The organism is Massilia sp. (genome assembly GCF_046293535.1).
Taxonomy (GTDB): Bacteria; Pseudomonadota; Gammaproteobacteria; order Burkholderiales; family Burkholderiaceae_D; genus Telluria.
This window is the reverse complement of the sequence record NZ_JBKBOV010000011.1, coordinates 19742-41673: the sequence shown is the minus strand read 5'-3', so window position 1 is coordinate 41673 and position 21932 is coordinate 19742. Positions and strand designations below refer to the sequence as shown.

Below are 21932 nucleotides of genomic sequence, written 5' to 3'. Positions count from 1 at the left end.
CCGTGGGATTATATCGGCAAGCGTGCCCCGCTCATGCCCTGGTCGGATCGGCCGCATAGCGGCGGATAAAGGCGGCGCAATCCCGGGCTTCCAGCGGCCGCGAATAATAGTATCCCTGGATCTGGTCGCACTCCGCCTTGCGCAAGGCCGCCACCTGGTCGGCCGTCTCGACGCCTTCGGCGACCACGGTCAGTTGCAGGCGGTGCGCCATCGCGACGATCGCCTGCACGATGGCGGACGACTCGGCGCTGTGCGCCATGTCCTGCACAAAGGACTTGTCGATCTTGAGCTTGTCGAGCGGCAGGCGGCGCAGGTAGCCGAAACTCGAATAGCCGGTGCCGAAATCGTCGATGCTCAGCATGACGCCGAGTTCGCCCAGGCCGCGCATCACGACCACGCTGCGTTCCGGGTCGGCCATCGACACGCTTTCGGTCAGTTCCAGTTCCAGCAAGCCGGGCGCGAGTTTCGCCTCGTCCAGCAGGCCGCCGACCGTGGCGACCACGTCGCTTTGCAGGAACTGGCGCGCCGACAGGTTGACCGCCACCGGCACCGGCGGCAGGCCCTCGGCGCGCCAGGCGGCCAGCTGGGCGACCGCGCTGCGCAGCACCCACTCGCCGATCGGCACGATCATCCCGCTCTCTTCGGCGATCGGGATGAACTCGTCGGGCGCGATCAGGCCGAAATCCGGATGGCGCCAGCGCACCAGGGCCTCGAAGCCGGCCAGGCTGCTGCCGCGCAGGTCGGCTTTCGGCTGGTACAGCACCAGCAGTTCGTCCTGGGCGATGGCGCGCCGCAGGTGGCTTTCCAGGGTGAGATGGCGCCCGTGCTCGGTGCGCAGTTCGGGCTTGAAGCGTACGATCGCGCCGCGGCCCTGGGCCTTGGCATGGCGCATCGCGGTGACGGCGTTGTTGAGCAGCGCATCGGCGTCGTCGCCGTCCTGCGGCAGCAAGGTGGTGCCGATGCTGCAGGTGAGGGCGATCTCGCCGTCCGGCGTCGGGATCGCGCGATTGCTCGCTGCCATGATGCGGTCGAGCGCGCGCTCCGGTTCGGGATGCTCGCCGCGCGCATGCAGCAGCACCAGGAATTCGTCGCTGCCGGCGCGCGCCAGCATGTCGCCTTCGCGCAGCAGCGACTGCAGGCTGGTCGCCAGGCCCACCAGGATCTCGTCGCCGGCCCGGTGGCCGAGCGTCTCGTTGAAGCGCTTGAAGCGGTCGATGTTGATGCAGGCCACCAGGGCCGGCGTGCCGTCCTGGCGCCAGCCGGCGATGCTGCGCTGGATGGCGCGCAGCATCGCCTGGCGGTTCGGCAGCCCGGTGAGCAGGTCGTGGGCAACCAGCCACGCCAGTTCGCCCGTGGCCGGGGTGCGGCCAGGCGCCTGCGCGGCGTCCTGCAGTCGCTCGCTCAGGGATTGGGCGGCCATCGCGAGCTGTCGATGGTAGACCAGTTGCTCGACCATGCGGGCCAGGTCGCGCAAGGCGTCGAGTTCGCCGGGGTCGAGATGGCGCGGCTTGCTGTCGATGACGCACAGGGTGCCGATCTTCTTGCGGTCGACGGAATACAGCTGCACGCCGGCATAGAAGCGCAGCTGCATCGAGCCGGTGACGAGCGGATTGTCGACGAAGCGGGCGTCCTGGGCCGCGTCCGGCACCACCATTGGTTCGTCGGAGAGGATCGCATGGCCGCAGAAGGAGATGTCGCGCGGCGTTTCGCAGGCGTCCAGGCCGGTGCGCGACTTGAACCACTGGCGGTCCCTGTCGATCAGCGACACCAGGGCGATCGGCACGCCGAGCAGGCGCGCCGCGATGCGGGTGATGCGGTCGAAGGTCTCTTCGGGCGCGCTGCCGAGCAGCCGGGTGGCGTGCAGGGCGGCGAGCCGCTGTGCTTCATCGAGCGGAATGCGTGGTCGTTCCATTGTGTCTGCCGTGCCGAACCGATGGGTTCCTTGAATGTATTACGCCAGAACCGGAGGCAGTTTGCAATCTTGCCACACGCAAACGAACGCGACCGTCGGAGTCAGCCCAGGTCGGCCAGCAGGGCCGCCGTGTCCTGCGCGCCCATGCGCCGCGCCGCCGCCAGGGCGCTGATGCCATCGGCGTCGAGCGCGTGCGGGTCGGCGCCGCGCGCCAGCAGCAGGCGGGCGATGTCGAGCCGGTTGAACATGGCGGCGAACATCAGCGCATTCTTGCCGTTCGGGCCGGCGCTGGCGACCCTGGCGCCATGGTCCAGCAGCAGGGTAGCCACCGCGAGATCGCCCTTGAAGGCGGCCCCGGCGAGCGGGGTCTGGCCGGCATCGTTCATCAGTTCCGGGTCGGCGCCGTGCTCGAGCAGGACGCGCGCGGTGTCGGCATGGCCGTGGTAGCAGGCCAGCATCAGGAGGCTGTCGCCCCGCTCGTTGCGCAGGTTCGGCGGCAGGCCCTGTGCCAGCAACGTGCCCAGGGCCGCGGTGTCGCCGGCACGCGCGTGCTGGAACACCGTTCGCACGAAGGCGAGCGTTGCCTCGTCCAGCGTGTTCGGGTCGGGTCGGGCGGTGTCCATCGTCGGCTCCAGGATCATCTTGCCACGATTAGACCACATGGGAGAAACGCCCGGTGCACGCCCGTCCTCCAATGTTCGAAAATTTCGATGATTAGGCGGCAAATTACTCGTTTTTCGACGGCTTCCCGAGGGCGCATAATGGCTCCATCGCATCGAACAACTGCGGCGCAAGCCTTCACGGCACAGGACGTCGACAATCGAAGGGTTCGATGACAACCCAACACAAGGAGCATGCCATGCTGAACGTACGTAAAAGCAATGAACGCGGCGCCGCCAGCTTCGGCTGGCTGACATCCCTGCACAGCTTCTCGTTCGGACACTACCACGACCTGAAGCACATGGGCTTCGGACCGCTGCGCGTCATCAACGAGGACCGGGTCGCGCCGGGGCGCGGCTTCGATGCGCACGGCCACCGCAACATGGAAATCATCTCCTACGTGCTGGAAGGCGCGCTCGAGCACAAGGACAGCATGGGCAACGGATCGGTGCTGCGCTACGGCGACGTGCAGCGCATGAGCGCGGGCAGCGGCGTGGTCCACAGCGAGTACAACCACTCGAAGGATGAGGGCGTGCACTTCCTGCAGATCTGGATCGAGCCGAACACCGCCGACGAGCCGCCGGGCTACGAGGAAAAGCACTTCGATGCCGCCTCCAAGGAGGGCCGCCTGCGCCTGATCGCGTCGAACGACGGGCGCGAGGGTTCGGTGTCGTTGCGCCAGGATGCGTCGATCCACGCCACCATCATGGACGGCGACGATGCCCTGAGCCATCCGCTGGCGGCGGGCCGCCAGGCCTATGTCCACGTGATCCGCGGCCGCGCCACGGTCAACGGCGTGCAGTTGCAGGGCGGAGACGCGGTCAAGATCAGCGCCGAGGACGCGGTGCGCCTCGAGGGTGCCGATGCGGCCGAGATCCTGGTCTTCGACCTGCCGGGTTGACCGGCCAGGACAGGGCTAGGTCGAACGGCCGGCTTGCCGCTTCATCTGTGCTTCATGGCAGTGGCGCGCGATCAGGCGGGGCAGCGGCGGGTGCTCGCGCATGCGCTTGAGCCACCAGGCCAGGGCCGCGCCTTGCTCGCCGCTGCGCCAGGCCAGGTAGAAGGTCTCGTCCGGTTTCGGCTCGACCACCGGCTTCTCCACCAGTAGCCCGGCCTCGATGGCGGGCCGGGCCCAGGATTCGGGCAGGAAGCCGAAGCCGGTCCCGCGCAGCTGGAAGGCGAACTTGGACTCCATGTCCGGCACCGCCAGCGTGTCCTGGCCAAACGACAGGCCCACCGTGCGCGGGCCGAGCTGGCGCGCCGAATCCGACACCGCGACCGCACGGTAGTCGAGCAGGTCGGCCTTCTCCAGGGGACGGTCGATGGCGGCGAGCGGGTGGAAGGGTGCCACCGCGAACACGAAGCAGATGGTTCCCAAGGGCTCCGCGGTATAGCCGCCGCCCGAGGGGCCTTCGCCGGCCGCGCCCACCAGCAGGTCGACCCGGCGGTCCAGCAGGGCGTCCCAGGTGCCGGACAGGACTTCGCTCACCAGGCGCAGCCGGGTCTGGTCGGCCACTTGGTAGAAGGCTTCGATGTCGGGCTGCAGGGCGCTCGGCGCAAGCATCGAATCCATGCCGATCGCCAGTTCGGTCTCCCAGCCGGAAGCGACGCGGCGCACGCGCGACTCCAGGTCGCCGGCGGCGCGCAGCAGATAGCGGCCTTCCTTGAGCAGTTCCTTGCCGGCCGCCGTCAGGGCCACCTTCGGGCCGAAGCGGTCGAACAGGCGCACGCCCAGGTCCTCTTCGAGCTTGGCCACCGTGTAGGAGATGGTGGAGGGGACGCGGAACAAGTCTTTCGCGGCGCCGGCGAAGGAGCCCTTGCGGGCGATGGTTTCGACGATCTCGAGTGCGTCCAGGCTGAGCTTCAGCAATTACGGTCCTTTGTCCTGTTGTCGAAAATCCAGCAGCGGATCTTGCGCATGGTACCGGAGCGGCCCGGCCGGCGCCACGTGCCGGTGCCGGCTGGCTGGCGAGCGCTAGCGTTCTTGACAACATGCTAGGGTGGCATCCGTACCCCTCAACGAGCGATCCGCCATGTTCGAATTCATTACCGACTTCCTGGGAAAGAGCGGCTATATCGGGGTTTTCCTGCTGATGGCCGTCGAAAACATCTTTCCGCCGATTCCTTCCGAGCTGATCATGCCCTTTGCCGGCTTCGTCGTCGCACGTGGCGACTTGAACCTGGTCGGCGTGCTGGTCGCCGGCACCGCCGGTTCGATCGCGGGCGCCTTGCCCTGGTACTGGGGCGCGCGCAAGTATGGCAAGGAAAGACTGAAATCATTCGCCGACCGGCATGCGCGCTGGATGACGGTCGGCAGCGAGGACATCGACAAGGCGATTGCCGCCTTCGACCGGCACGGACGCTCGGTGGTCCTGTTCGGGCGCCTGATCCCGGCGATCCGCACCCTGATCTCGGTGCCGGCCGGGCTTGCCTGCATGTCCTGGGGCCAGTTCTTGCTGTATTCGACGATCGGGTCGCTGGCCTGGACCGGCATCCTGACCGGCGCCGGATTTGTGCTTGAAAGCAATTATGAACAGGTAGGAAAGTATGTCGATCCGGTGTCGAAGGGGATCTTCGGCATCCTGCTGGCCTGGTATGTCTACCGTGTGATCACGCACCGCCCGGCCAAGGCTTGAACACTGCGCGAGTCGGCTGTGGTGCGCGTGCCGCACCGCAGCACGCATGATTCCGGTGATTCGGCTACACTCGGCCTGTTCGCAAGCAGGTCCCGCCCATGAAGAACCGATTGTTGGAAGACTTCGGCGACAGCCAGTCCGCCGTACCGGTGCGTCCGGTGCGCCGCACCCAGGTGACCGCGCCGCCGGCGCCGCCGCCACAGGCCGAGGTCGCGCCACCCCATGCCCCGGCACCGGCCGCGGCGCCGCCGATTTCCAGACGCCAGCGTGCCGGCGTCTGGCGCAGCCGTGCATTAGCCGCATCAGCAGCCTCTGCGCCGCACGCGGCGCCGGCGCAGGGCTTCGCTGCGCCCCGCGTCGAACCCACCATGGCGCCTTCGGCCGCACCGGAACCGCCGCGCCCCGCCTCTGGTGCTTTGCCGGAGTTCGCTTCCTTCTCCAGTCGTGAGCCGGACTGGTCGCTACCGCTGCAGCCGGAACCGCCGCCCTGGAGCGAGCGCTGGGGCCGCAAGGCCCTCGGCTGGACGATCGGCCTTGCTGCAGTCGTGGCGGTGGCCGGCACGGCGGCGTGGATGGTGCAGGAATCCCGGGTAGAGTCGACGCTGGCGGTGGTGGCCGACCATACGCCGGCTCCGGTCGTGGCGACCGCGCCGGCGCCGGCCGCCGCACCTGTTTACGAAACCACCGCGGAGTCGCTTCCTCCACTGAGATTACTCACGCCGGCCCCGCCTGTGGCGGCACCGCCCACGGCAGTACCGACGTCTGCGGACCGGCCGGAGGAGGCGCTGGCGACAGCAGCGCCGGACAGCGCTGCTGAGCCGGCAGCCGGGCAGGTGGACGCTGCGGCGGCGGTGACCGCAGCGGCAAGCACGGCGGCAACCACGGCCGCCGCCGCTGCCAGCCCGAAAGCCGCCGCGCGCCCGCCTGCGCAAAAGAGCACGGCCAAACGGGCTCAGGAGCGCCGCGTTGCCGCGGCGTCGCCCGCCAAACGCACCAGTCCGGAAACGAAGAAGCCGCAGCCCAAGCCTGCGCGCGAAACGGCGGCGGCCCGTGCGGCCCGTGCGCCGGCGCCGCCCACGCTGCCCGCGCGTCCCGTGTCCGCCGAGCAGCCAGACCCGGAAAGCCCGCTTGCCGAAACCCTGCGTCTGTGCCGTGCGGCCGGCTACCACGCCACCGCCTGCCTCAAGCGCGGCTGCGAAGCGACCCGCTTCGGCCTGGTCTGCCGCGGCTAGCCCATATCCGCCCTCAGGCTGGCTCCTGTCCGGCCTGCGCCCCCGGGGATAGTTTCGGCGCCAGCAGCCTGAGCGGCGCAAGGGCCTCCGTGCATTCGATCTCGGCCAGCGCGCGCCGCCGAAGCGCCTGGGGCGATCCGCCCCAGGCCGGCCAGCACCGCCTCGACAGCGGCCACCATGGCCGGCACCTGCACCCCGAGCCGGTCGAGCCGGCTGCTGCGCAGGTCCAGTTCCAGGTGGCTGGCGACGGCGGCCAGGTCGAGTGCGCCCACGCAGGCCGCGCCCGACCTGGGCTTGTGGGCCAGCGACCGCAAGCGCTGGTGGTCGCGGCCTCGAGCGATGCACGCAGGATGGCGGGCGCCGTCCCGTCTTCGCGCACGAAGCTGGCGGCGCGCTTCTGCAGCCGATCGTGCTTTCCGTCGACGCTCTCGAGCGCCAGGCGCCAGTCGATGCCGGACACGGCCGGGAGCGCCTTCAGCGGTGACGACGGCCAGCGCCGCGGCCGGCACGGAGGGCAGCGACCTTGTCGCGCGGCGGTTGTCCCTTCAGTACGCTCATGGCGACTGCGTGCGCGACGCGGTGGAGAGGGTGCGCCGGGTCGTGACCGCCACTTCCGCCACGGCTTCGCCCCGTTCCTGGCCGGCCGGCGCTTCCCACGCCTGCACGGCCTGGGCGCCGCCCGGGCTTCAGGCAATATCCGATGCTGCGACGGCCAGCCATGTCTGTGCCGCACGGACCTGCCGTGCTCTCCTGAAGGACTTCCCCTGGTTGCTTGCCGGCGGGGCATCCCGCCTTGCATCTCTCTTCTTTTATTATGGCAACATGGCTTGCGCTGGGATGCGATCCCGGCAGTCTAGCAGGCAGTGATCACGGGAATAGTCCTGCAAAACGATATTGAACAACAATGGCAGGCTGCCGCCACGCCGGGTCGCGCGATATGGCAGACTCGGCAACATCTGCCCCGGCCGCCTCGCGTGCGCCGCATCGAGCTTGTTTTGGCTTAATTTTCAGCCAACAACATGTTCGCCGCCCGCTCGGCAAACGACAAGGAGACCGCATGACACGATCCTTTCCAGGCCGGGCAGGAATGCTGCTGGCCGCTTCCCTGCTGGCCGCGCCCCCGCCGGCGCCGGCTTTCGGCACGGCCGGCGCGGGAGCGTCGACCTATACCAATCCCCTCGCGCTGCGCCTGGCCGACGGCAGCCTGGCCGAAAGCTGCGCCGACCCGTCCCTGCTGCGCGACCGCACGTCGAGCCCGGCGGTCTGGTACATGTACTGCACGATGGATCCGGTCAGCCGCAAGGAGCGCGAGGGCAAGGGCTGGAAGTTCCGCATGATGCCGGTCTACCGCTCGGTGGACCTGGTCAACTGGTATTTCGTGCGCGACTCCTTCGAGCAGCGCCCGCCCGGACTGGCCAGGCCGAAGTCCGGGCTGTGGGCGCCCGAGCCGGTCTACCAGAACGGCAGCTATTACCTGTACTTCACCGTCACCGACGTGGCCGACCGCCACAGCCCGGAGCCGGGCTGCGAATCGGACAGCGCGATCGCGGTCGCCACCAGCGCCTCGCCTGCCGGACCGTGGAAGCCGGCCGAAAACCTGGTGGTGCCGCCGCGCCGGGCCGGCGCGGGCTGCAACTTCCACTGGACCTTCGACCCCGACGTGGTCGAGACCGAAGAGGGTGACCGCTTCCTGTACTACGGCAGCTACGGCGGCGGCCTGTTCGTCCAGCGCCTGTCGAAGGACGGCCTGCGGGTGGAGGGCGATCCGGTGCGGATCGGCGCCGCCAACCGCTACGAGGGCGCCGAGGTGGTCAAGGCCGGCAAGTACTGGTACCTGTTCGCCTCCAGCACCGACTGCTGCCGCGGGCCGCTGACCGGCTACGCGCTGTTCGTGGGCCGCGCCACGGGTCCCGAGGGGCCCTTCCTCGACCGCGAAGGCAATGACATGGCGGCCGCGCGCGTGGGCGGGACGCCGGTGCTGCCCCAGAACGGCAACCGCTGGGTGGGCGCCGGCCACAATACCGTGTTCCAGGATGCGGACGGCCAGTGGTGGACCTTCTATCATGCGGTGGACCGGCATCAAGGCTATTTCAGCGTCGAGGACAAGCTGACCCGGCGCCCGCTGCTGCTCGACCGGATCGACTGGGTCGACGGCTGGCCGCTGATCAACGGCGGCGCGGGTCCGTCGGACAGCCCGCAACGCCGTCCCGCCATCGCCGCGGGGCCGGCCCCGGCGGCGGCAGTGCCAAGCACGCCAACGCCGCCATCAGTACCATCGGCGCCGCCCGCGACGCCGCTCTGGACCGAGCGCTTCGAACGCGCCCGATTGGACCCGCGCTGGAGCTGGATCCGGCCGCATGCCGCCGGCAGCTGGTCGGTGGGCCATCCGGGCCTGCGCATGTCGACCCGGCAGACCGACCTGCACGTGGACACCAACGACGCCGCGGTGCTGGCGACCGGGCTGCCGGAAGGGAACCTGAGAATCCTGGCGCGCATCCGGCTCGATGCGCCGCTCGATTGCTGCGCCAGGCCGGTACAGGGCGGGCTGGTGGTGATGCGTGACGACGACAACTACGTCAAGCTGGTGGAACTGGCCCACGACGGCCTGCGCCAGGTGGAATTCGGCAAGGAGCTCGCGCCCGTGGAGCGGGGCTATCCCCGTTACGGCAACACGGTGGCGGGCACGCCGGGCGAATGGACCTGGCTGCGGCTCGATGTCCGGCGCACGGGTGCGGAAGAGCGCTATACCGCCTGGTCGATGGCGGAAGGCGGCGGCTGGGTGGGCGGCACCACCTGGACCCACCGCCTGGGCGGCAAGGCCAGGCTAGGCCTGGTGGCGATGGGCGGCGCCGGCCACGCCGTCACCTTCGGCGAAGTCCGGGTCGAGCGGTTGGCGGACTGATGTCGCGTCGCGGGCCGCGTGGGCGTGCACAGCCCAGGTCACGCCGGCCACGAGCAGCACGATGGCCGCCAGTTCGAGCGGGCGCGGACCCTGGCCGCGGTACAGGAAGCCGTACAGCAGTGCGAACAGGGTCTCGAACAGGATCAGCTGTCCGGTCAGGGTGACCGGCACCCGCCGGCTCGCCACGTTCCACAGTTGGTTGCCGATCACCGAGGCGCCCAGGGCGAGCAGGGCATTGCAGGTCCAGAACAGGGTCCAGTCGCGCCCCGGTGCGGCCGGGGCCTGCTCGGGGAGCAGCCAGGCGCCGGCGCCGATGACGAGCGCGATCGCCCCGGTGGCAAGTCCGTACAGCGCCGACCACTGGGCGCTGGAGAACTGCGGGTTGTTCTTCAGGTAGCGTGCGTTGTCGGTGGCGTACCAGCTCCAGCACACCAGGGCGCCGGCGGCGCAGGCCACGCCCAGGGCGATGTCGCCGGCGGACGCGCCCGGGCCGGCATGCAGGAAGCTGTCGACATTGATGCAGGCGATACCGGCGCCGACCAGCAGCAGCGGCAGCGCCAGGCGGGCGAGCGGCAGCGCGCCGTGGTCCTTGCGGCCCAGCAGCGTCACCACCACCGGCACCATGCCGACGATCAGCGAGGTCGGGGCCACGCCGGCGTATTTCACGCCCATGGCGAGCAGCACGTAGTAGACGATGTTGCCGGCAAGCGCATGGCGCACCAGCGCCGCGTAGTCGCCGGGCGCCAGGGTGGAGAACAGGGACTTCAAGCGCGGCAGCAGCAGGCCGAAGGCCATGGCGCCGTAGGCGAGGTAGCGGCCGACAGCCAGTTCCAGCGGCGAAAAAGCGCTTAGCATCTCCGGCACGATGAACACCAGGCCCCACAAGGCCCCCGCCAGCAGGCCGCACAACACGCCACTCCACATACCCGATCCACCGGCCAAAGCGAGGATTGTACCGCGCAAGGCGGCGGGCTGCAGTCATGCCTACAGGACAGCCCCTGTTAATAATTATTTGCTAGTATTAATGATAAAAGAGCTAGAACGACCCAGGAGACAGGCTTGACCCCAACCACGGTGCGCCTCGCCGGCGCGGCGCTAGCAAGCGCATTGTGCGCGCCCACGTCCGCCCACGGGCAAATCGAGGTGCGCATGTGGACGCTGCTGAGCGGCGGCGACGGCGCGCGCATGGCGGCGCTGGTCGATCGTTTCAACGCCAGCCAGCGCGAGGTGCGCGTGACCAGCACCACGCTGAAATGGGGCGAACCCTTCTACACCAAGCTGATCACCTCTTCGGTGGTCGGGGCGGGGCCGGACATCGCCACCGTGCACCTGTCGCGCATGACCAACCTGGCCGGCGGCGGCGTGCTGCGTCCGATCGCCCCGCACGAACTGGCGGCAAGCGGTCTGGATCCGAACGACTTCTATCCGCGCCAGTGGCAGAAATCCCAGCACGCCGGCCGCACCTATGCGATTCCGCTCGACCTGCATCCGCTGGTCCTGTACTACAACAAGACCCTGGTCGGGAAGGCCGGTCTGCTCGACGCCTCCGGCACGCTCAAGCCGATCCAGGGCATCGATGCGCTGGGCGACGCCTTCCGCGCCGTGCGCCAGGCCACCGGCCGCCCCGGCATGACGATGGAGAGCAGCCAGAGTTCCTACGCGATCTGGCGCCTGTGGATCTCGATGCTGGCCCAGCGCAATGCGCCCCTGATCCAGGACGGGCGCTTCGCCTATGGTCCCGCGGGCGTCGATTCGCTCGCACGCGTGGCCCGCTGGTTCCAGCAGGGCTACGCCCAGCCGGGCCTGGACTACGCGGCCTCCACCAGCCAGTTCATGGGCGGGAACGCCGGCTTCATGATCAACGGCGTCTGGGAGGTGCCGGAGATGGTGCGCGCCACCCGGCGCGGCACCCTCGGCTTCGAGTACGGCATCGTGCCGCTGCCGCGCATGTACGGCAACGACAGCGTCTGGGCCGATTCGCACGCCTTCGCCATCCCCGCCAACGAGGGGCGGCCGCTGTCGCCCGACAAGGCGCGCGCGGTGATGCGCTTCATCGCGTTCGTGAGCAAGCATTCCTTCGGCTGGGCCGAGGGCGGGCACGTGCTGGCCTACCGGCCGGTGGCGGAGTCGCCCGCGGTGCGCGCCCTGATGCCGAACCGGCTGTACGCCGAGGTGCCGCGCCACGTGATCTACGACCCGGACGCCTGGTACATGGGCGCGGCCGGGCCGCTCGAGGCGATGGCCTCGAAATACCTGCCGGCGGCGCTGTCGTCGCAGCTCACGCCCGCGCAGGCCCTGCGCATGTTCGAAACCGAGGCGGCGCGCATGATCAAGAAGCGCGCGCCGCGCTACTAGGGAGAGCCGATGCCACGTGCCCGCTCCAGCCAGGTGCGCCGCGGCGATGCGCTGCCGGCGGCGATGCTGCTGGCCCCCTTCGCGATCGCCTTCCTGCTGTTCTTCTTCCTGCCGGCGCTCGACACCTTCTACATGAGCCTGACGGAGAGCAGCCTGACGCGCACCAATGCCTTCGTCGGCATCGACAACTATGTGACGCTGGTGCAGGATCCCTCGTTCTGGGCCGCGGTCGGCAACACCTTCTATTTCGCGCTGCTGACGGTGATTCCCCTGACCGCGCTCGGCCTCGTGATGGCGCTGCTGGTGAACCGCTTCACCCGGGCGAGCGCTTGGCTGCAGGGCGCTTTTTTCCTCCCCTATGTGCTGCCGATCTCGGTCATGACCCTGATCGCCGACTGGATGCTGCAGCCCTCGTCGGGCGTGGTCAACTACGTGCTCGGGATGCAGCGCGCCTGGTTCGCCGACCTGACCTGGGCCATGCCGATGGTGGCGATCGGCACCATCTGGTGGACCGTGGGCTTCAACATGCTGATGTTCCTGGCCGGACTGCGCAACATCCCGGCCGAACTGTACGAGGCGGCGAGCCTGGACGGCGCGCGCGGCTTCACGCTGTTTCGCGCCATCACCTGGCCGGCCCTGCGCCCGGTGGTCGGGATGGCGCTGGTGCTGCAGTTGATCGCCTCGATGAAGATCTTCGGCCAGACCTACATCATGACCACGGGCGGGCCCTTCAACACCACCCGGGTCACCCTGCACTACATGTACGAGACCGCCTTCACCCAGAGCGACGCCGGCTACGCCGCCGCCATCGCCGTGGCTTTCGTGGCGATCGTGATCGCGCTGTCGCTGGCACAGGCCGGCCTGGTGCGCTGGCTGGCGCGGAGGGAAGCATGAGGCTTGACGCGAAAACGCCCGGGAACCTGGGCTGGACCGTGCTCGGCGCGGCGGCCGCGCTGCTGCTGGCGGCCATGTGGGTGGCGCCGCTCCTGTGGGCCTTGAGCACCGCGCTACGTCCCGAGCACGAGACCGTCTCGAGCGTGTTCCACTGGCTGCCCCGGGACTGGACCCTGGAAGCCTTCGCCAAGGTGCTGGCCGCCGGCAACGTCGGGCGCTGGCTGTTCAACAGCGCCCTGGTGGCGCTGCTGGTGACCCTGGTGACCATGGCACTGTCCCTGATGGCGGCCTACGCCTTTTCGCAACTGCGCTTCAAGGGCCGCACCCTGGTGTTCGGCATCACCATGCTGGCCTTCCTGGTGCCTTTCGAGGCGCTCCTGGTGCCGCTGTTCCGGATGATGAACCAGCTCGGCCTGATCAACAGCTACGCCGGGATCGTGCTGCCCCAGGTGGTCGCGCCCGTGGTGATCTACGTGTTCAAGCAGTTCTTCGATGCGATCCCCGCCGATTTTCGCGAAGCGGCCGTGATGGACGGCGCCGGACCGCTGCGCATCCTGTGGAGCGTCTACCTGCCGGTATCGGGCAACATCGTGTGGGCGATGGCGATCGTCACCTTCATCGGGGCCTGGAACAACTTCCTGTGGCCCTTCATCATCGTCACCTCGAACGAGATGATGACGATCCCGCTGGGCCTGACCCAGACCTACGATGCCTTCGGGGTGCGTTACGCGCAGCTGATGGCGGCGGCGCTGATCGGCGCGCTGCCGGTGGCGCTGGCCTACGTGCTGTTCCAGCGCCGCGTCACCCACGGCTTCCTGGCCGCCACCGGCCTCAAGGGCTGACATTTGTAGAACGGAGCAAAGAATCCATGTCATCTGTGCGCCTGCAGGGCATCACCAAGCAGTACGAGGACAACCTGGTCATCAAGGGGATCGACCTGGACATCGCGGACGGCGAGTTCGTGGTGCTGGTCGGGCCCTCGGGCTGCGGCAAGTCGACCCTGCTGCGTATCGTCGCCGGCCTGGAGGACGTCAGTTCCGGCACCGTGGAGATCGGCGGGCGCCTCTGCAACGACGTCGAGCCGTCCAGGCGCGGCATCGCGATGGTGTTCCAGAGCTATGCGCTGTACCCGCACATGACGGTGGCCGAGAACATGGGCTTCGCGCTCAAGCTGGCCGGTGTGCCGCGTGCCGAAGTCGCCGAGCGGGTGGCGCGCGCCGCCGATATCCTGCAGATCAAGCACCTGCTCGAGCGCCGGCCCAAGGCGCTGTCGGGCGGCCAGCGCCAGCGCGTGGCGATCGGCCGCGCCATCGTGCGCAAGCCCGAGGTCTTCCTGTTCGACGAGCCGCTGTCCAACCTGGATGCGGCGCTGCGCGGCCAGACCCGGGTCGAGCTGGCGCGCCTGCACCGGGACCTGGGCGCCACCATGATCTACGTGACCCACGACCAGGTCGAGGCCATGACCCTGGGCCAGAAGATCGTGGTGCTCAACGGCGGGCGCATCGAGCAGGCCGGCACGCCCCTGGACCTGTACGAGCGGCCGGCCAACCGCTTCGTGGCCGGCTTCCTGGGCTCGCCGCGCATGAACTTCCTGCCCGGGATGCTGGCGGGCGAGGAGGGGCCGGCGGTGCACGTGCGGCTGGCCGGCGGCGCGCTGGTCGATGTGGCCGCCGATGCCTCGCGCGCCGCGCCCGGCGCCCCGGTCACGCTGGGCGTGCGGCCCGAGCACCTGCGCTTGGCGGACGAGGGCGGCAACGGCCTGCCCGCCACCGTGGCCCTGGTCGAGTACCTGGGCGACTCCGCCATCGTCCATGCTCAGGTGGACGGCGTGGCCGACATGGTCTCCCTCAAGTGCCGCCCCGACGCGCCGTGCCCGGAGCCGGGCGCGCGCGTGATGCTCGCCTTCGAGCCGGGCCACGGCCACCTGTTCGATACCGACGGCGTCGCGCTGCCGCGCGCGGCGCGCGGGGCATGACCGAGCCGGGCCGCACGCGGCGGCCCACCATGACCGACATCGCCAAGCTGGCCGGGGTGTCGCAATCGACGGTCTCGCTGGTGATCAACCACATGAGCGGCGCCAAGGTCTCCAGCGCGACGCGCAACAAGGTGCTGCGCATCGCGCGCGAACTCGGCTACCCGGTCGAGCGCATGGGCCATCCGGCGCCCGCCCAGGCGCGCAACCTGGTCGTCTACCTCACCGACGAGCTGTCCACCAGCCCGCATGCGATGACCACCATCGACGGCGCCCGCGACGGCGCCTGGGAGCACGACTGCCTGCTCTCGGTATACGCCACCCGCAACGATCCGGAGTACGAAGGCGCGATCCTGGCGCGCGTGCTGGCCGATTCCTCGCTGCTGGGGGTGGTGTACGCCACCATCTTCACGCGCGCGGTCACGGTGCCGGCACTGCTGGCGGGCGTGCCGACCGTCCTGCTGAACTGCCATCCGAAGGAGCGGCGCGACAAGCTGTACTCCTCGGTGGTGCCGAGCGAGGTGCTGGGCGGCTACGCGGCCACCATGCACCTGATCGAGGCCGGCCACCGGCGCATCGGCTTCATCAACGGAGAGGGCTGGATCGAGGCCGCCGGCGAACGCTTGAAAGGCTACCGCCAGGCGCTGTCGAGCCGCGACATCCCCTTCGATGCGCAACTGGTGCGCGAGGGTGACTGGCAGGTCAGCAGCGGCCACGCGCACGCGAGAAGCCTGCTGGCGCTGCCCGACCCGCCGAGCGCGCTGTTCTGCGCCAACGACCTGATGGCCATCGGCGCCCTCGAGGCGGTGCGCGAACTGGGCCTGGACGTGCCGGGCCAGGTCTCGGTGGTCGGTTACGACGACCAGGATATCGCACGGTACACCCAGCCGCCACTCACCACAGTGTTGTTGCCAAACTACGAAATGGGCCGCTGGGCAGCAGAAAATTTAATTGCACAAGTGAACGGAGGCATCTCCCGACGCACCGCCATGAAGATGGATTGCCCTCTGGTGGTACGCGATTCGGTGGCCTCGCGCGGGCTGTTCTGAAGCGGGCTCGAGTGCGCCATCGCGGTGCGAAATCGGATAGCTTTTGTCATATTGGTCATAAATTATGACTAATAACGATGCCAATATCGGCCGGCCCGTCCGCATGCCCAGCAAGGCGGCGGACGCAGGCACGGCCATCGACCAGGAGACCTCGATGAGCACCTTGAAAGTCCGGCCGGTCTGCGCGGCCGTCATGCTGCTGTGCGCCCACATCGGCCTTGCCGCCGCCCAGGATGCGACCCAATCCACCTCCCAGGCCCAGTCCGGCCAGGCCGGCCAGCCCACCGCCGAGAGCACGGCGCGCGAAGCGGCGGACCAGGGCACGCCGGCAGGCGGCATCGCCACCGTGACCGTCGCGGGCATCCGCAGCAGCATCCGCTCCGCCGAGCAGATCAAGCGCGACAGCGAGCAGGTGGTGGACTCGATCAACGCCGACGACATCGGCAAGTTCCCCGACCGCGCCGCCGGCGACGCCCTGCAGCGCATCGCCGGGGTGCAGGTCGGACGCGACCGCGGCGAGACCAGCAGCGTGATCATCCGCGGCCTGCCGGACGTCGCCACCACCATCGAGGGCAACGAGATCTTCACCGGCACCGGCCGGCGCCTGTCCTACCAGGACCTGCCGGTACAGTCGATCGGCGGGCTCGACGTGTACAAGTCGGCCACCGCCAACCAGTTCGAGGGCGGTATCGCGGGGGCCGTCAACGTCCGCCTGCGCGCGCCCTTCGACTTCAAGGGCTACACCGTCAGCGGCTTCCTCGAGGGCCGGCGCCAGTATGTCGAGGGCAGCGAAGCGCGCAAGGAAAAGACCAATCCGGGCGGCGGCATCCTGATGAGCAACCGCTGGCAGACCGGGGTCGGCGAGATCGGCGTGCTGGTCGACGTCGCCTACAACAAGGAAAACTGGGCGATGCCGGTGCAATGGGTGGACCGGCCAGACCGCATCTTCTCGGTGAGCCCGGACGGCACCGCCACGCGCCTGAACGACGACCAGCCGATCGCGCCGCTGCGCCCGGGCGACCGCCTCGGCGAGCTGCCCAACATCGGCGGCATCTACAACGCGGGCGACCGCGAGCGCGGCAGCCTGCATGCCGCGGTGCAGTGGAAAGTCAGTCCGCAGCTTGAAGCGTCCGCCCAGTACCTCGGCACCGGCTACGGCACCCGCAACGAAGTCGACTACATCCTCAACATCGCCACCTGGACGCCGCGGCTGACGAACGTGGTGCTGGCGCCCCAGGGCGACTACTGCAATACCCCGGCCGGGGTGATCTGCCCGATCCAGGCCGCCAGCGCGCCGGCCGCCCGCTTCGGCGGCCCCTACGACTGGGATCCGTACACCGCCACCAGCACCTGGGGCGTGAAGGAGCACACCGCGACCCACTTCCTGAACTTCGGCGCCAAGTACCGCGAGGGCCCGCTGTCGGTCGACAGCAACCTGGCCTTCACGCGCTCGGACTACGTCAACGACACGGTGATCGTGGACCAGCAGATTCCGGGCGCCAGCTCCTCGGTCTACACCTACGGGCGGGACGGCCACGGCGGCTACAACGCGATCACCACCCCGACCAGTTCCAACGCGCTGCGCGATCCCAACCAGTTCGTCCTGCGCGGCATGGTGCAGAACTGGGGCGAATCGCGCGGCGAACAGACCCAGTTCCGCCTCGATGCGGTGTACCGCCTGGGCGACGGCTTCATCAGCGCGCTGACGGGCGGCGTGCGCCTGTCCAGCCGCGACGTCAGTTTCCACGGCGGCGAACGCGCCAACGACCTGCCTGGCGGCGTGCGCCCGTCCCCGGTGGCGGCCTTCGGATCGTCGTTCCAGAGCCTGGTGCCGGGCCTGGACCGCCTGGGCGGCCCATGGTACACCCCCTCGCGCGACTTCCTGATCGACCAGGCCGACACCGTGCGCGCCTTCTACGGCCAGCCGGCGGGCAGGGTCGCGGACGACCCGATGCGCCTGTTCGAGCAGCGCGAGCGCACCGCCACCTTGCACCTGGGCGCGCGCTGGAAGGCGCAGCTGGGCACGGTGGGCGTGACCGGCAACCTCGGCGGGCGGCTGGTCAAGGTCGACCGCAAGCTCGAGGGCAACCTGCGGGTCGGCGACACGATCACCCCGATCGACGAGGACAGCGACGAAACCAATTTCCTGCCGAACCTGTCGGCAGTGGTGAACTGGACCGATCGCCTGCAATCGCACCTCAGCGTCGGCAAGACCATCACCCGGCCCGCGTTCACCGACCTGAATCCCGCGCTGTCCCTGATTCCGCCGACCGTGAACGCGCCCGGCACCGGCGCGGCGGGCAATCCGCGGCTTGCGCCGACCGAGTCGATCAACAGCGACGCCACCCTCGAATACTATTTCGAGGACAACGGCTTCGCCCAGATCGCCCTGTTCCACCGCGATATCGACGGCTACCTGCAGCGGATCGAAGGCAACGAGACGATCAACGGCGTCAACTACCGCGTGCTGCGGCCGCAGAACTCGGGCAAGGGCAAGCTCAGGGGCGCCGAATTCGGGATCCAGAAGTTCTTCGACTTCCTGCCGGGCGCCTGGAGCGGCCTGGGCGCGCAGTTCAACTACACCTGGACCGACGGCGAGAACCAGACCCGCAACGCGGCCGGCGAGTATCGCAGCACGGCCCTGATCGACGTGGCCAAGAGCAGCTACAACTTCACGCTGCTCTACGAATACGGCGGCTGGACCGGCCGCCTGGCGGCGACCCGGCGCGGCAAGTACGTCGAGCAGATCGCCGAGCCGCGCTTCGGCCAGGACCGCATCGTCAAGGCGTCGACCTACGTCGACCTGAGCCTCGGCTACGCCCTCACACCGAACCTGACGCTGAACTTCGACGCGATCAACCTGACTAAAGAGCGTTACGAGAGCTACCTGGGCGACCCGATCCGGCCGCGCGACATCCGCTACAACCCGACCACCTACGGCCTGAGCCTGCGCTACCAAATGTAAGGGGCCACCATGCAAAAGACCTACTGCAACCCGGTCTATCCGGACATCATGGCGGATCCCTTCGTGCTCAAGCACGAGGGCCGCTACTACGCCTACGGCACCGCCCCCGACGGTCCCGGGGGCGGGCGCTTCCCGGTGCTGGTGTCGAACGACCTGGTCGACTGGCACCGCGCGGGTTTCGCCATTTCGGCGCCGGCCGATCCGGGCAACGACCACTTCTGGGCGCCGGAAGTGGCCCACAGCGAAGGCAAGTTCTGGATGTACTACTCGCGCGGCGACGCCGAGGGCAAGCACCAGAAGCTGCGGGTGGCGGTGGCCGACAATCCGGTCGGTCCCTTCGTCGACCAGGGCGTGCTGCTGGTGCCGGGTCTGCAATTCTCGATCGACGCCCACCCGTTTTGCGACAAGGACGGCCAATGGTACCTGTACTATTGCGTCGACTTCCTGGAACTCGAGGACGACCACCGCATCGGCACCGGCATCGTGGTCGACCGCCTGGTGGCGATGGACCGGCTGGCGGGCGAGCCGCGCACGGTGGCGCGCCCGCACGCCGACTGGCAGCTGTTCAAGAAGCAGCGGGCGATGTACGACGCGGTCTACGACTGGCACACGGTGGAGGGCGCTTCGGTGTTGAATCACGGCGGCAAGTACTACTGCTTCTACAGCGGCGGCGCCTGGGAAAAGGAAAACTATGGGGTCAGCTACGTGGTCGCCGACCACCCGCTGGGGCCGTTCACCCGGCCCGAAGGCAGCCACGAGGCGCTCCTGATGCGTTCGCGCCCCGGGAACGTGATCGGCCCGGGCCACAATTCCTTCACCACCTCGCCGGACGGCAGCCAGGACTGGATCGTGTACCACGCCTGGGACACCGCCATGACCGGGCGGCGCATGTGCATCGACCGCCTGGTCTGGGAGGGCGGCCGCCCGGCCACGGCCGGGCCGACTTTCACGCGCCAGCCCGCCCCGGCCGGGCTGGTCCTGTAAGCGCTGGCGCGCTAGCTGCACGCCAGCGGCTGCGCCCGGCGTTCCAGCAGGCGCATGAGCACCTCGGTATCGACGGGTTTCGCAAGGTGCTCGTCGAAGCCCGCAGCCAGCGCACGCCGGCGATCGTCCTCCTGGCTGTAGCCGGTGACGGCGACCAGCAGCGCATCGCGCATGCCGGGCAGCGCGCGCAGGCGTCCGGCGAGTTCGTAGCCGTCCATGACCGGCATGCCGATGTCCAGCAGGCAGATCCTGGGCGGGTGGACGCGCGCCCGCTCCAGCGCCGCCAGCGGACCGTATTCGACCATCACCTCGTGGCCGAGCGAGCAGGCCAGCAGGCCGAGGGTGTCGGCCGCGTCGGTATTGTCGTCCACGATCAGCACCAGGCCGCCCGCCCGCGCTTCGGCGGGCGCGGGCCGCGCTTGCACGGGCGCGCAGGACGGCGCAAGCTCCGTCGACAAGGGCAGCGACACCGTGAATTCGCTGCCCATGCCCTGGCCGGCGCTCCTGACCGTCAGTTCGCCTTCGTGCAGCGCCACGAGCCGCTTCGACAGCGCCAGGCCGACACCCAGGCCACCCATGCTCAGGTCGGTCTTGCGGGTTTCCTGCGTAAACAGTTCGAAGGCGTGCTCGATCAGGTCCGCCGACATGCCGATGCCGTTGTCGCGCACGCACAAGAGCGCGCGGCCGCCGTCGATCGACAGGGCCAGGTCGATCCGCCCGCCCTCGGGAGTGTACTTGGCCGCATTGTTCAGCAGGTTGGCGACCACCTGCACCAGCCGGGTGCGGTCGCCCGGCACCCATACCGGGACCGGGACGATCGCCTGGGCCAGCAGGTGCTTCTTGGACGCCATCAGGGGCATCACCTGCTCGACCGCTTCCGCCACCACGTCCTGCAGTCCGGTGGGGCGCCGCTCCAGCTTGATCTCGCCGCGCGTGACGCGCGAGACGTCGAGCAGATCGTCGATCATGTCGGTCATGTGGCGCACCTGGCGCCCGATCATGGCGCCGTAACGCTTTTGCTGGACGGCGTCGGGCGGCGCCAGCGACAGCAGCTCGGCGGCCACCGAGATCGGCGCCAGCGGGTTGCGCAGTTCGTGGGCGAGGGTGGCGAGGAATTCGTCCTTGCGGCGCGCGGCCTGGCGCATGGCGCCTTCGTTGGCCTGCAGCTTGCCGATCAGCGAGCGCAGCGCGATGCGCAGCATGCCGATCTCACGGTAGCCGCCCCGCACGTCCTCGATGTCCTGGATCTCGCCGGCTTCGATGCGGCGCGCCGTCTCGGCCAGCACGCCCAGCGGCTGCGAGATGCGGCGCGCCAGCAGCGCGGCGAGCAGCGCCGCCAGCAGGGCGATCACCAGCCCGATGACGATCACCTGGCGCCGGAACTGCGCGATCGGCGCATAGGCCTCGTCCGCTTCCTGGCGCACCAGCACCGTCCAGTCGAGGCCGGGCGCGAAACTGTGGCCCTGGCTGCGGCTGTAGCCCACCAGGTAGGTCTTGCCGTCGCCGAAGCTCTCGACCGCGTAGCCGTTCTGCCCGGCGCCTGCCAGGCCCTTGCGGTTCGGGACCAGGCGCGTGCCGACCAGCTGCGCGGGACCGATGATGACGTTCATGTCCGGCCCCACCACCAGCGCCTCGAGGCGGCGCCGGGTCATGAGCGGGCGCATGACCGACTGCTCGATGTCGCTCGCCCAGTCGATGCTCAGGTGGGCGCCCAGCACGCCGGCGACCCGGCCCGCCGCGTCGCGGTAGGGAAAGGCGATGTCGATGAAACGCATCGGCTCGCCGCCGCCGGGCTGCAGGAGTTTGCTGAGCAGCACCGCCTCGTGCACGTCGGTCAGGTGCTTGCCCTTGAAGGCGTTGGCGTACCAGGGCCGCGCCGCCACGTCGGCGCCTTCCAGCAGGCGGTTGGCGGAGACCAGCACCCGGCCGTCGGGATCGGTGATGCCGAGCCAGGCGTAGTACGGGTAGGTCTTCTGCATCTCTTCGAGGAAGCGGCGCTTGGCGGCCACGTCGAGTCCGCCGCCTGCGAGCCCGGCCTGGATCGAGAGCAGGCGCACTTCGCGGTAGCGCTCGAACAGGGTGCGGTCCAGTTTGTCGGTGGTCTGGAGGGCGATCTCGGCGAACTGGTGTCCCAGCTCCTCTTCCGAGCGTTCGGTGGCGAGCCGGTTCAGGACCAGGGCCAGGACCAGCACGGTCCCCAGGGCCAGGCCCGCGAACAGGAGCATCAATTGGGTGGAGATACGGGTACTGCGGGCGGTCCTGTTCATGTCGTCGATTCCGGAGCCGCGCGGCAGCAGTGGTGATGAGGGTGGTGATGGGGAGCCGCCATCATACCGTGTTCGTCTTGTCGGACGGAAAACAGCCCCGTTGC

16 protein-coding genes are annotated in these 21932 nt (G+C 69.1%); 11 read left to right on the top strand and 5 right to left on the bottom strand.

Annotation, left to right across the window (positions count from 1 at the left end; translation table 11 throughout):
- Positions 1-31: 31 nt before the first annotated feature.
- Together ACK4S9_RS08630 and ACK4S9_RS08625 are read right to left on the bottom strand one after the other, a co-directional pair.
- Positions 32-1912 (bottom strand): putative bifunctional diguanylate cyclase/phosphodiesterase, encoded by a 1881-nt coding sequence (locus ACK4S9_RS08630; protein ID WP_409724214.1) that lies wholly within the window; start codon positions 1910-1912, stop codon positions 32-34.
- 101 nt (positions 1913-2013) lie between these two features.
- On the bottom strand, positions 2014-2535 hold the full coding sequence (locus tag ACK4S9_RS08625) for an ankyrin repeat domain-containing protein (RefSeq protein ID WP_409724211.1): 522 nt from the start codon (positions 2533-2535) through the stop codon (positions 2014-2016).
- Between the two features lie 236 nt (positions 2536-2771).
- Between ACK4S9_RS08625 and ACK4S9_RS08620 the strand changes: the two genes are divergently transcribed.
- Entirely contained in the window at positions 2772-3473 is a 702-nt protein-coding gene (locus tag ACK4S9_RS08620) for a pirin family protein (RefSeq protein WP_409724209.1), read from the top strand.
- Positions 3474-3488: 15 nt separating this feature from the next.
- Here ACK4S9_RS08620 and ACK4S9_RS08615 read toward each other — a convergent pair whose 3' ends face one another.
- Positions 3489-4442, bottom strand: coding sequence for a LysR substrate-binding domain-containing protein (locus ACK4S9_RS08615; protein WP_409724206.1), 954 nt, complete (start codon positions 4440-4442; stop codon positions 3489-3491).
- 163 nt (positions 4443-4605) lie between these two features.
- On the opposite strand from ACK4S9_RS08615, the gene ACK4S9_RS08610 reads away from it, so the two are divergent.
- The 3 genes from ACK4S9_RS08610 to ACK4S9_RS08600 all read left to right on the top strand — a co-directional run bounded on the left by ACK4S9_RS08610 (position 4606) and on the right by ACK4S9_RS08600 (position 9342).
- Complete coding sequence (locus tag ACK4S9_RS08610; RefSeq protein ID WP_409724204.1) at positions 4606-5208, top strand: DedA family protein; 603 nt, start codon at positions 4606-4608, stop codon at positions 5206-5208.
- Positions 5209-5306: 98 nt separating this feature from the next.
- Positions 5307-6440, top strand: coding sequence for a hypothetical protein (locus tag ACK4S9_RS08605; RefSeq protein WP_409724201.1), 1134 nt, complete (start codon positions 5307-5309; stop codon positions 6438-6440).
- Between the two features lie 1057 nt (positions 6441-7497).
- Positions 7498-9342, top strand: coding sequence for a family 43 glycosylhydrolase (locus tag ACK4S9_RS08600; RefSeq protein WP_409724198.1), 1845 nt, complete (start codon positions 7498-7500; stop codon positions 9340-9342).
- Here ACK4S9_RS08600 and ACK4S9_RS08595 read toward each other — a convergent pair.
- Positions 9265-10266, bottom strand: coding sequence for a DMT family transporter (locus ACK4S9_RS08595; protein ID WP_409724195.1), 1002 nt, complete (start codon positions 10264-10266; stop codon positions 9265-9267). The two genes, ACK4S9_RS08600 and ACK4S9_RS08595, sit on opposite strands and share 78 nt — an antisense overlap.
- Positions 10267-10401: 135 nt before the next feature.
- On the opposite strand from ACK4S9_RS08595, the gene ACK4S9_RS08590 reads away from it, so the two are divergent.
- From ACK4S9_RS08590 to ACK4S9_RS08560, 7 genes are all read left to right on the top strand, one after another.
- A complete protein-coding gene (locus ACK4S9_RS08590) occupies positions 10402-11697 on the top strand; it encodes an extracellular solute-binding protein (RefSeq protein ID WP_409724192.1) in 1296 nt (431 codons plus the stop codon).
- A 9-nt stretch (positions 11698-11706) separates the two neighbouring features.
- The gene (locus ACK4S9_RS08585) at positions 11707-12591 is read left to right on the top strand and encodes a carbohydrate ABC transporter permease (protein ID WP_409724189.1); all 885 of its coding nucleotides are present in this window, start codon (positions 11707-11709) and stop codon (positions 12589-12591) included.
- Positions 12588-13433 carry a carbohydrate ABC transporter permease gene (locus tag ACK4S9_RS08580; RefSeq protein WP_409724186.1) on the top strand — a complete coding sequence of 282 codons (846 nt, stop codon included), beginning with the start codon at positions 12588-12590 and terminating at the stop codon, positions 13431-13433. The genes ACK4S9_RS08585 and ACK4S9_RS08580 overlap by 4 nt, the downstream gene beginning before the upstream one ends.
- Before the next feature lie 26 nt (positions 13434-13459).
- Complete coding sequence (locus ACK4S9_RS08575; protein WP_409724183.1) at positions 13460-14566, top strand: ABC transporter ATP-binding protein; 1107 nt, start codon at positions 13460-13462, stop codon at positions 14564-14566.
- Positions 14563-15612 carry a LacI family DNA-binding transcriptional regulator gene (locus ACK4S9_RS08570; RefSeq protein WP_409724181.1) on the top strand — a complete coding sequence of 350 codons (1050 nt, stop codon included), beginning with the start codon at positions 14563-14565 and terminating at the stop codon, positions 15610-15612. Before ACK4S9_RS08575 ends, ACK4S9_RS08570 begins: the two co-directional genes overlap by 4 nt.
- 64 nt (positions 15613-15676) lie before the next feature.
- Complete coding sequence (locus ACK4S9_RS08565) at positions 15677-18577, top strand: TonB-dependent receptor (RefSeq protein WP_409724177.1); 2901 nt, start codon at positions 15677-15679, stop codon at positions 18575-18577.
- A gap of 9 nt (positions 18578-18586) precedes the next feature.
- Entirely contained in the window at positions 18587-19561 is a 975-nt protein-coding gene (locus tag ACK4S9_RS08560) for a glycoside hydrolase family 43 protein (protein ID WP_409724175.1), read from the top strand.
- Positions 19562-19572: 11 nt separating this feature from the next.
- Here ACK4S9_RS08560 and ACK4S9_RS08555 read toward each other — a convergent pair whose 3' ends face one another.
- Positions 19573-21828: an ATP-binding protein gene (locus tag ACK4S9_RS08555; RefSeq protein ID WP_409724172.1), complete on the bottom strand. Its 2256-nt coding sequence runs from the start codon at positions 21826-21828 to the stop codon at positions 19573-19575.
- Between the last annotated feature and the right edge of the window lie 104 nt (positions 21829-21932).

Coding starts and splice junctions, on each gene's coding strand:
- ACK4S9_RS08630 (WP_409724214.1), bottom strand. CDS start 1,912: ATGGAACGACCACGCATTCCGCTCGATGAAGCACAGCGGCTCGCCGCC.
- ACK4S9_RS08625 (WP_409724211.1), bottom strand. CDS start 2,535: ATGGACACCGCCCGACCCGACCCGAACACGCTGGACGAGGCAACGCTC.
- ACK4S9_RS08620 (WP_409724209.1), top strand. CDS start 2,772: ATGCTGAACGTACGTAAAAGCAATGAACGCGGCGCCGCCAGCTTCGGC.
- ACK4S9_RS08610 (WP_409724204.1), top strand. CDS start 4,606: ATGTTCGAATTCATTACCGACTTCCTGGGAAAGAGCGGCTATATCGGG.
- ACK4S9_RS08605 (WP_409724201.1), top strand. CDS start 5,307: ATGAAGAACCGATTGTTGGAAGACTTCGGCGACAGCCAGTCCGCCGTA.
- ACK4S9_RS08600 (WP_409724198.1), top strand. CDS start 7,498: ATGACACGATCCTTTCCAGGCCGGGCAGGAATGCTGCTGGCCGCTTCC.
- ACK4S9_RS08595 (WP_409724195.1), bottom strand. CDS start 10,266: ATGTGGAGTGGCGTGTTGTGCGGCCTGCTGGCGGGGGCCTTGTGGGGC.
- ACK4S9_RS08585 (WP_409724189.1), top strand. CDS start 11,707: ATGCCACGTGCCCGCTCCAGCCAGGTGCGCCGCGGCGATGCGCTGCCG.
- ACK4S9_RS08580 (WP_409724186.1), top strand. CDS start 12,588: ATGAGGCTTGACGCGAAAACGCCCGGGAACCTGGGCTGGACCGTGCTC.
- ACK4S9_RS08575 (WP_409724183.1), top strand. CDS start 13,460: ATGTCATCTGTGCGCCTGCAGGGCATCACCAAGCAGTACGAGGACAAC.
- ACK4S9_RS08570 (WP_409724181.1), top strand. CDS start 14,563: ATGACCGAGCCGGGCCGCACGCGGCGGCCCACCATGACCGACATCGCC.
- ACK4S9_RS08565 (WP_409724177.1), top strand. CDS start 15,677: ATGACTAATAACGATGCCAATATCGGCCGGCCCGTCCGCATGCCCAGC.
- ACK4S9_RS08560 (WP_409724175.1), top strand. CDS start 18,587: ATGCAAAAGACCTACTGCAACCCGGTCTATCCGGACATCATGGCGGAT.
- ACK4S9_RS08555 (WP_409724172.1), bottom strand. CDS start 21,828: ATGAACAGGACCGCCCGCAGTACCCGTATCTCCACCCAATTGATGCTC.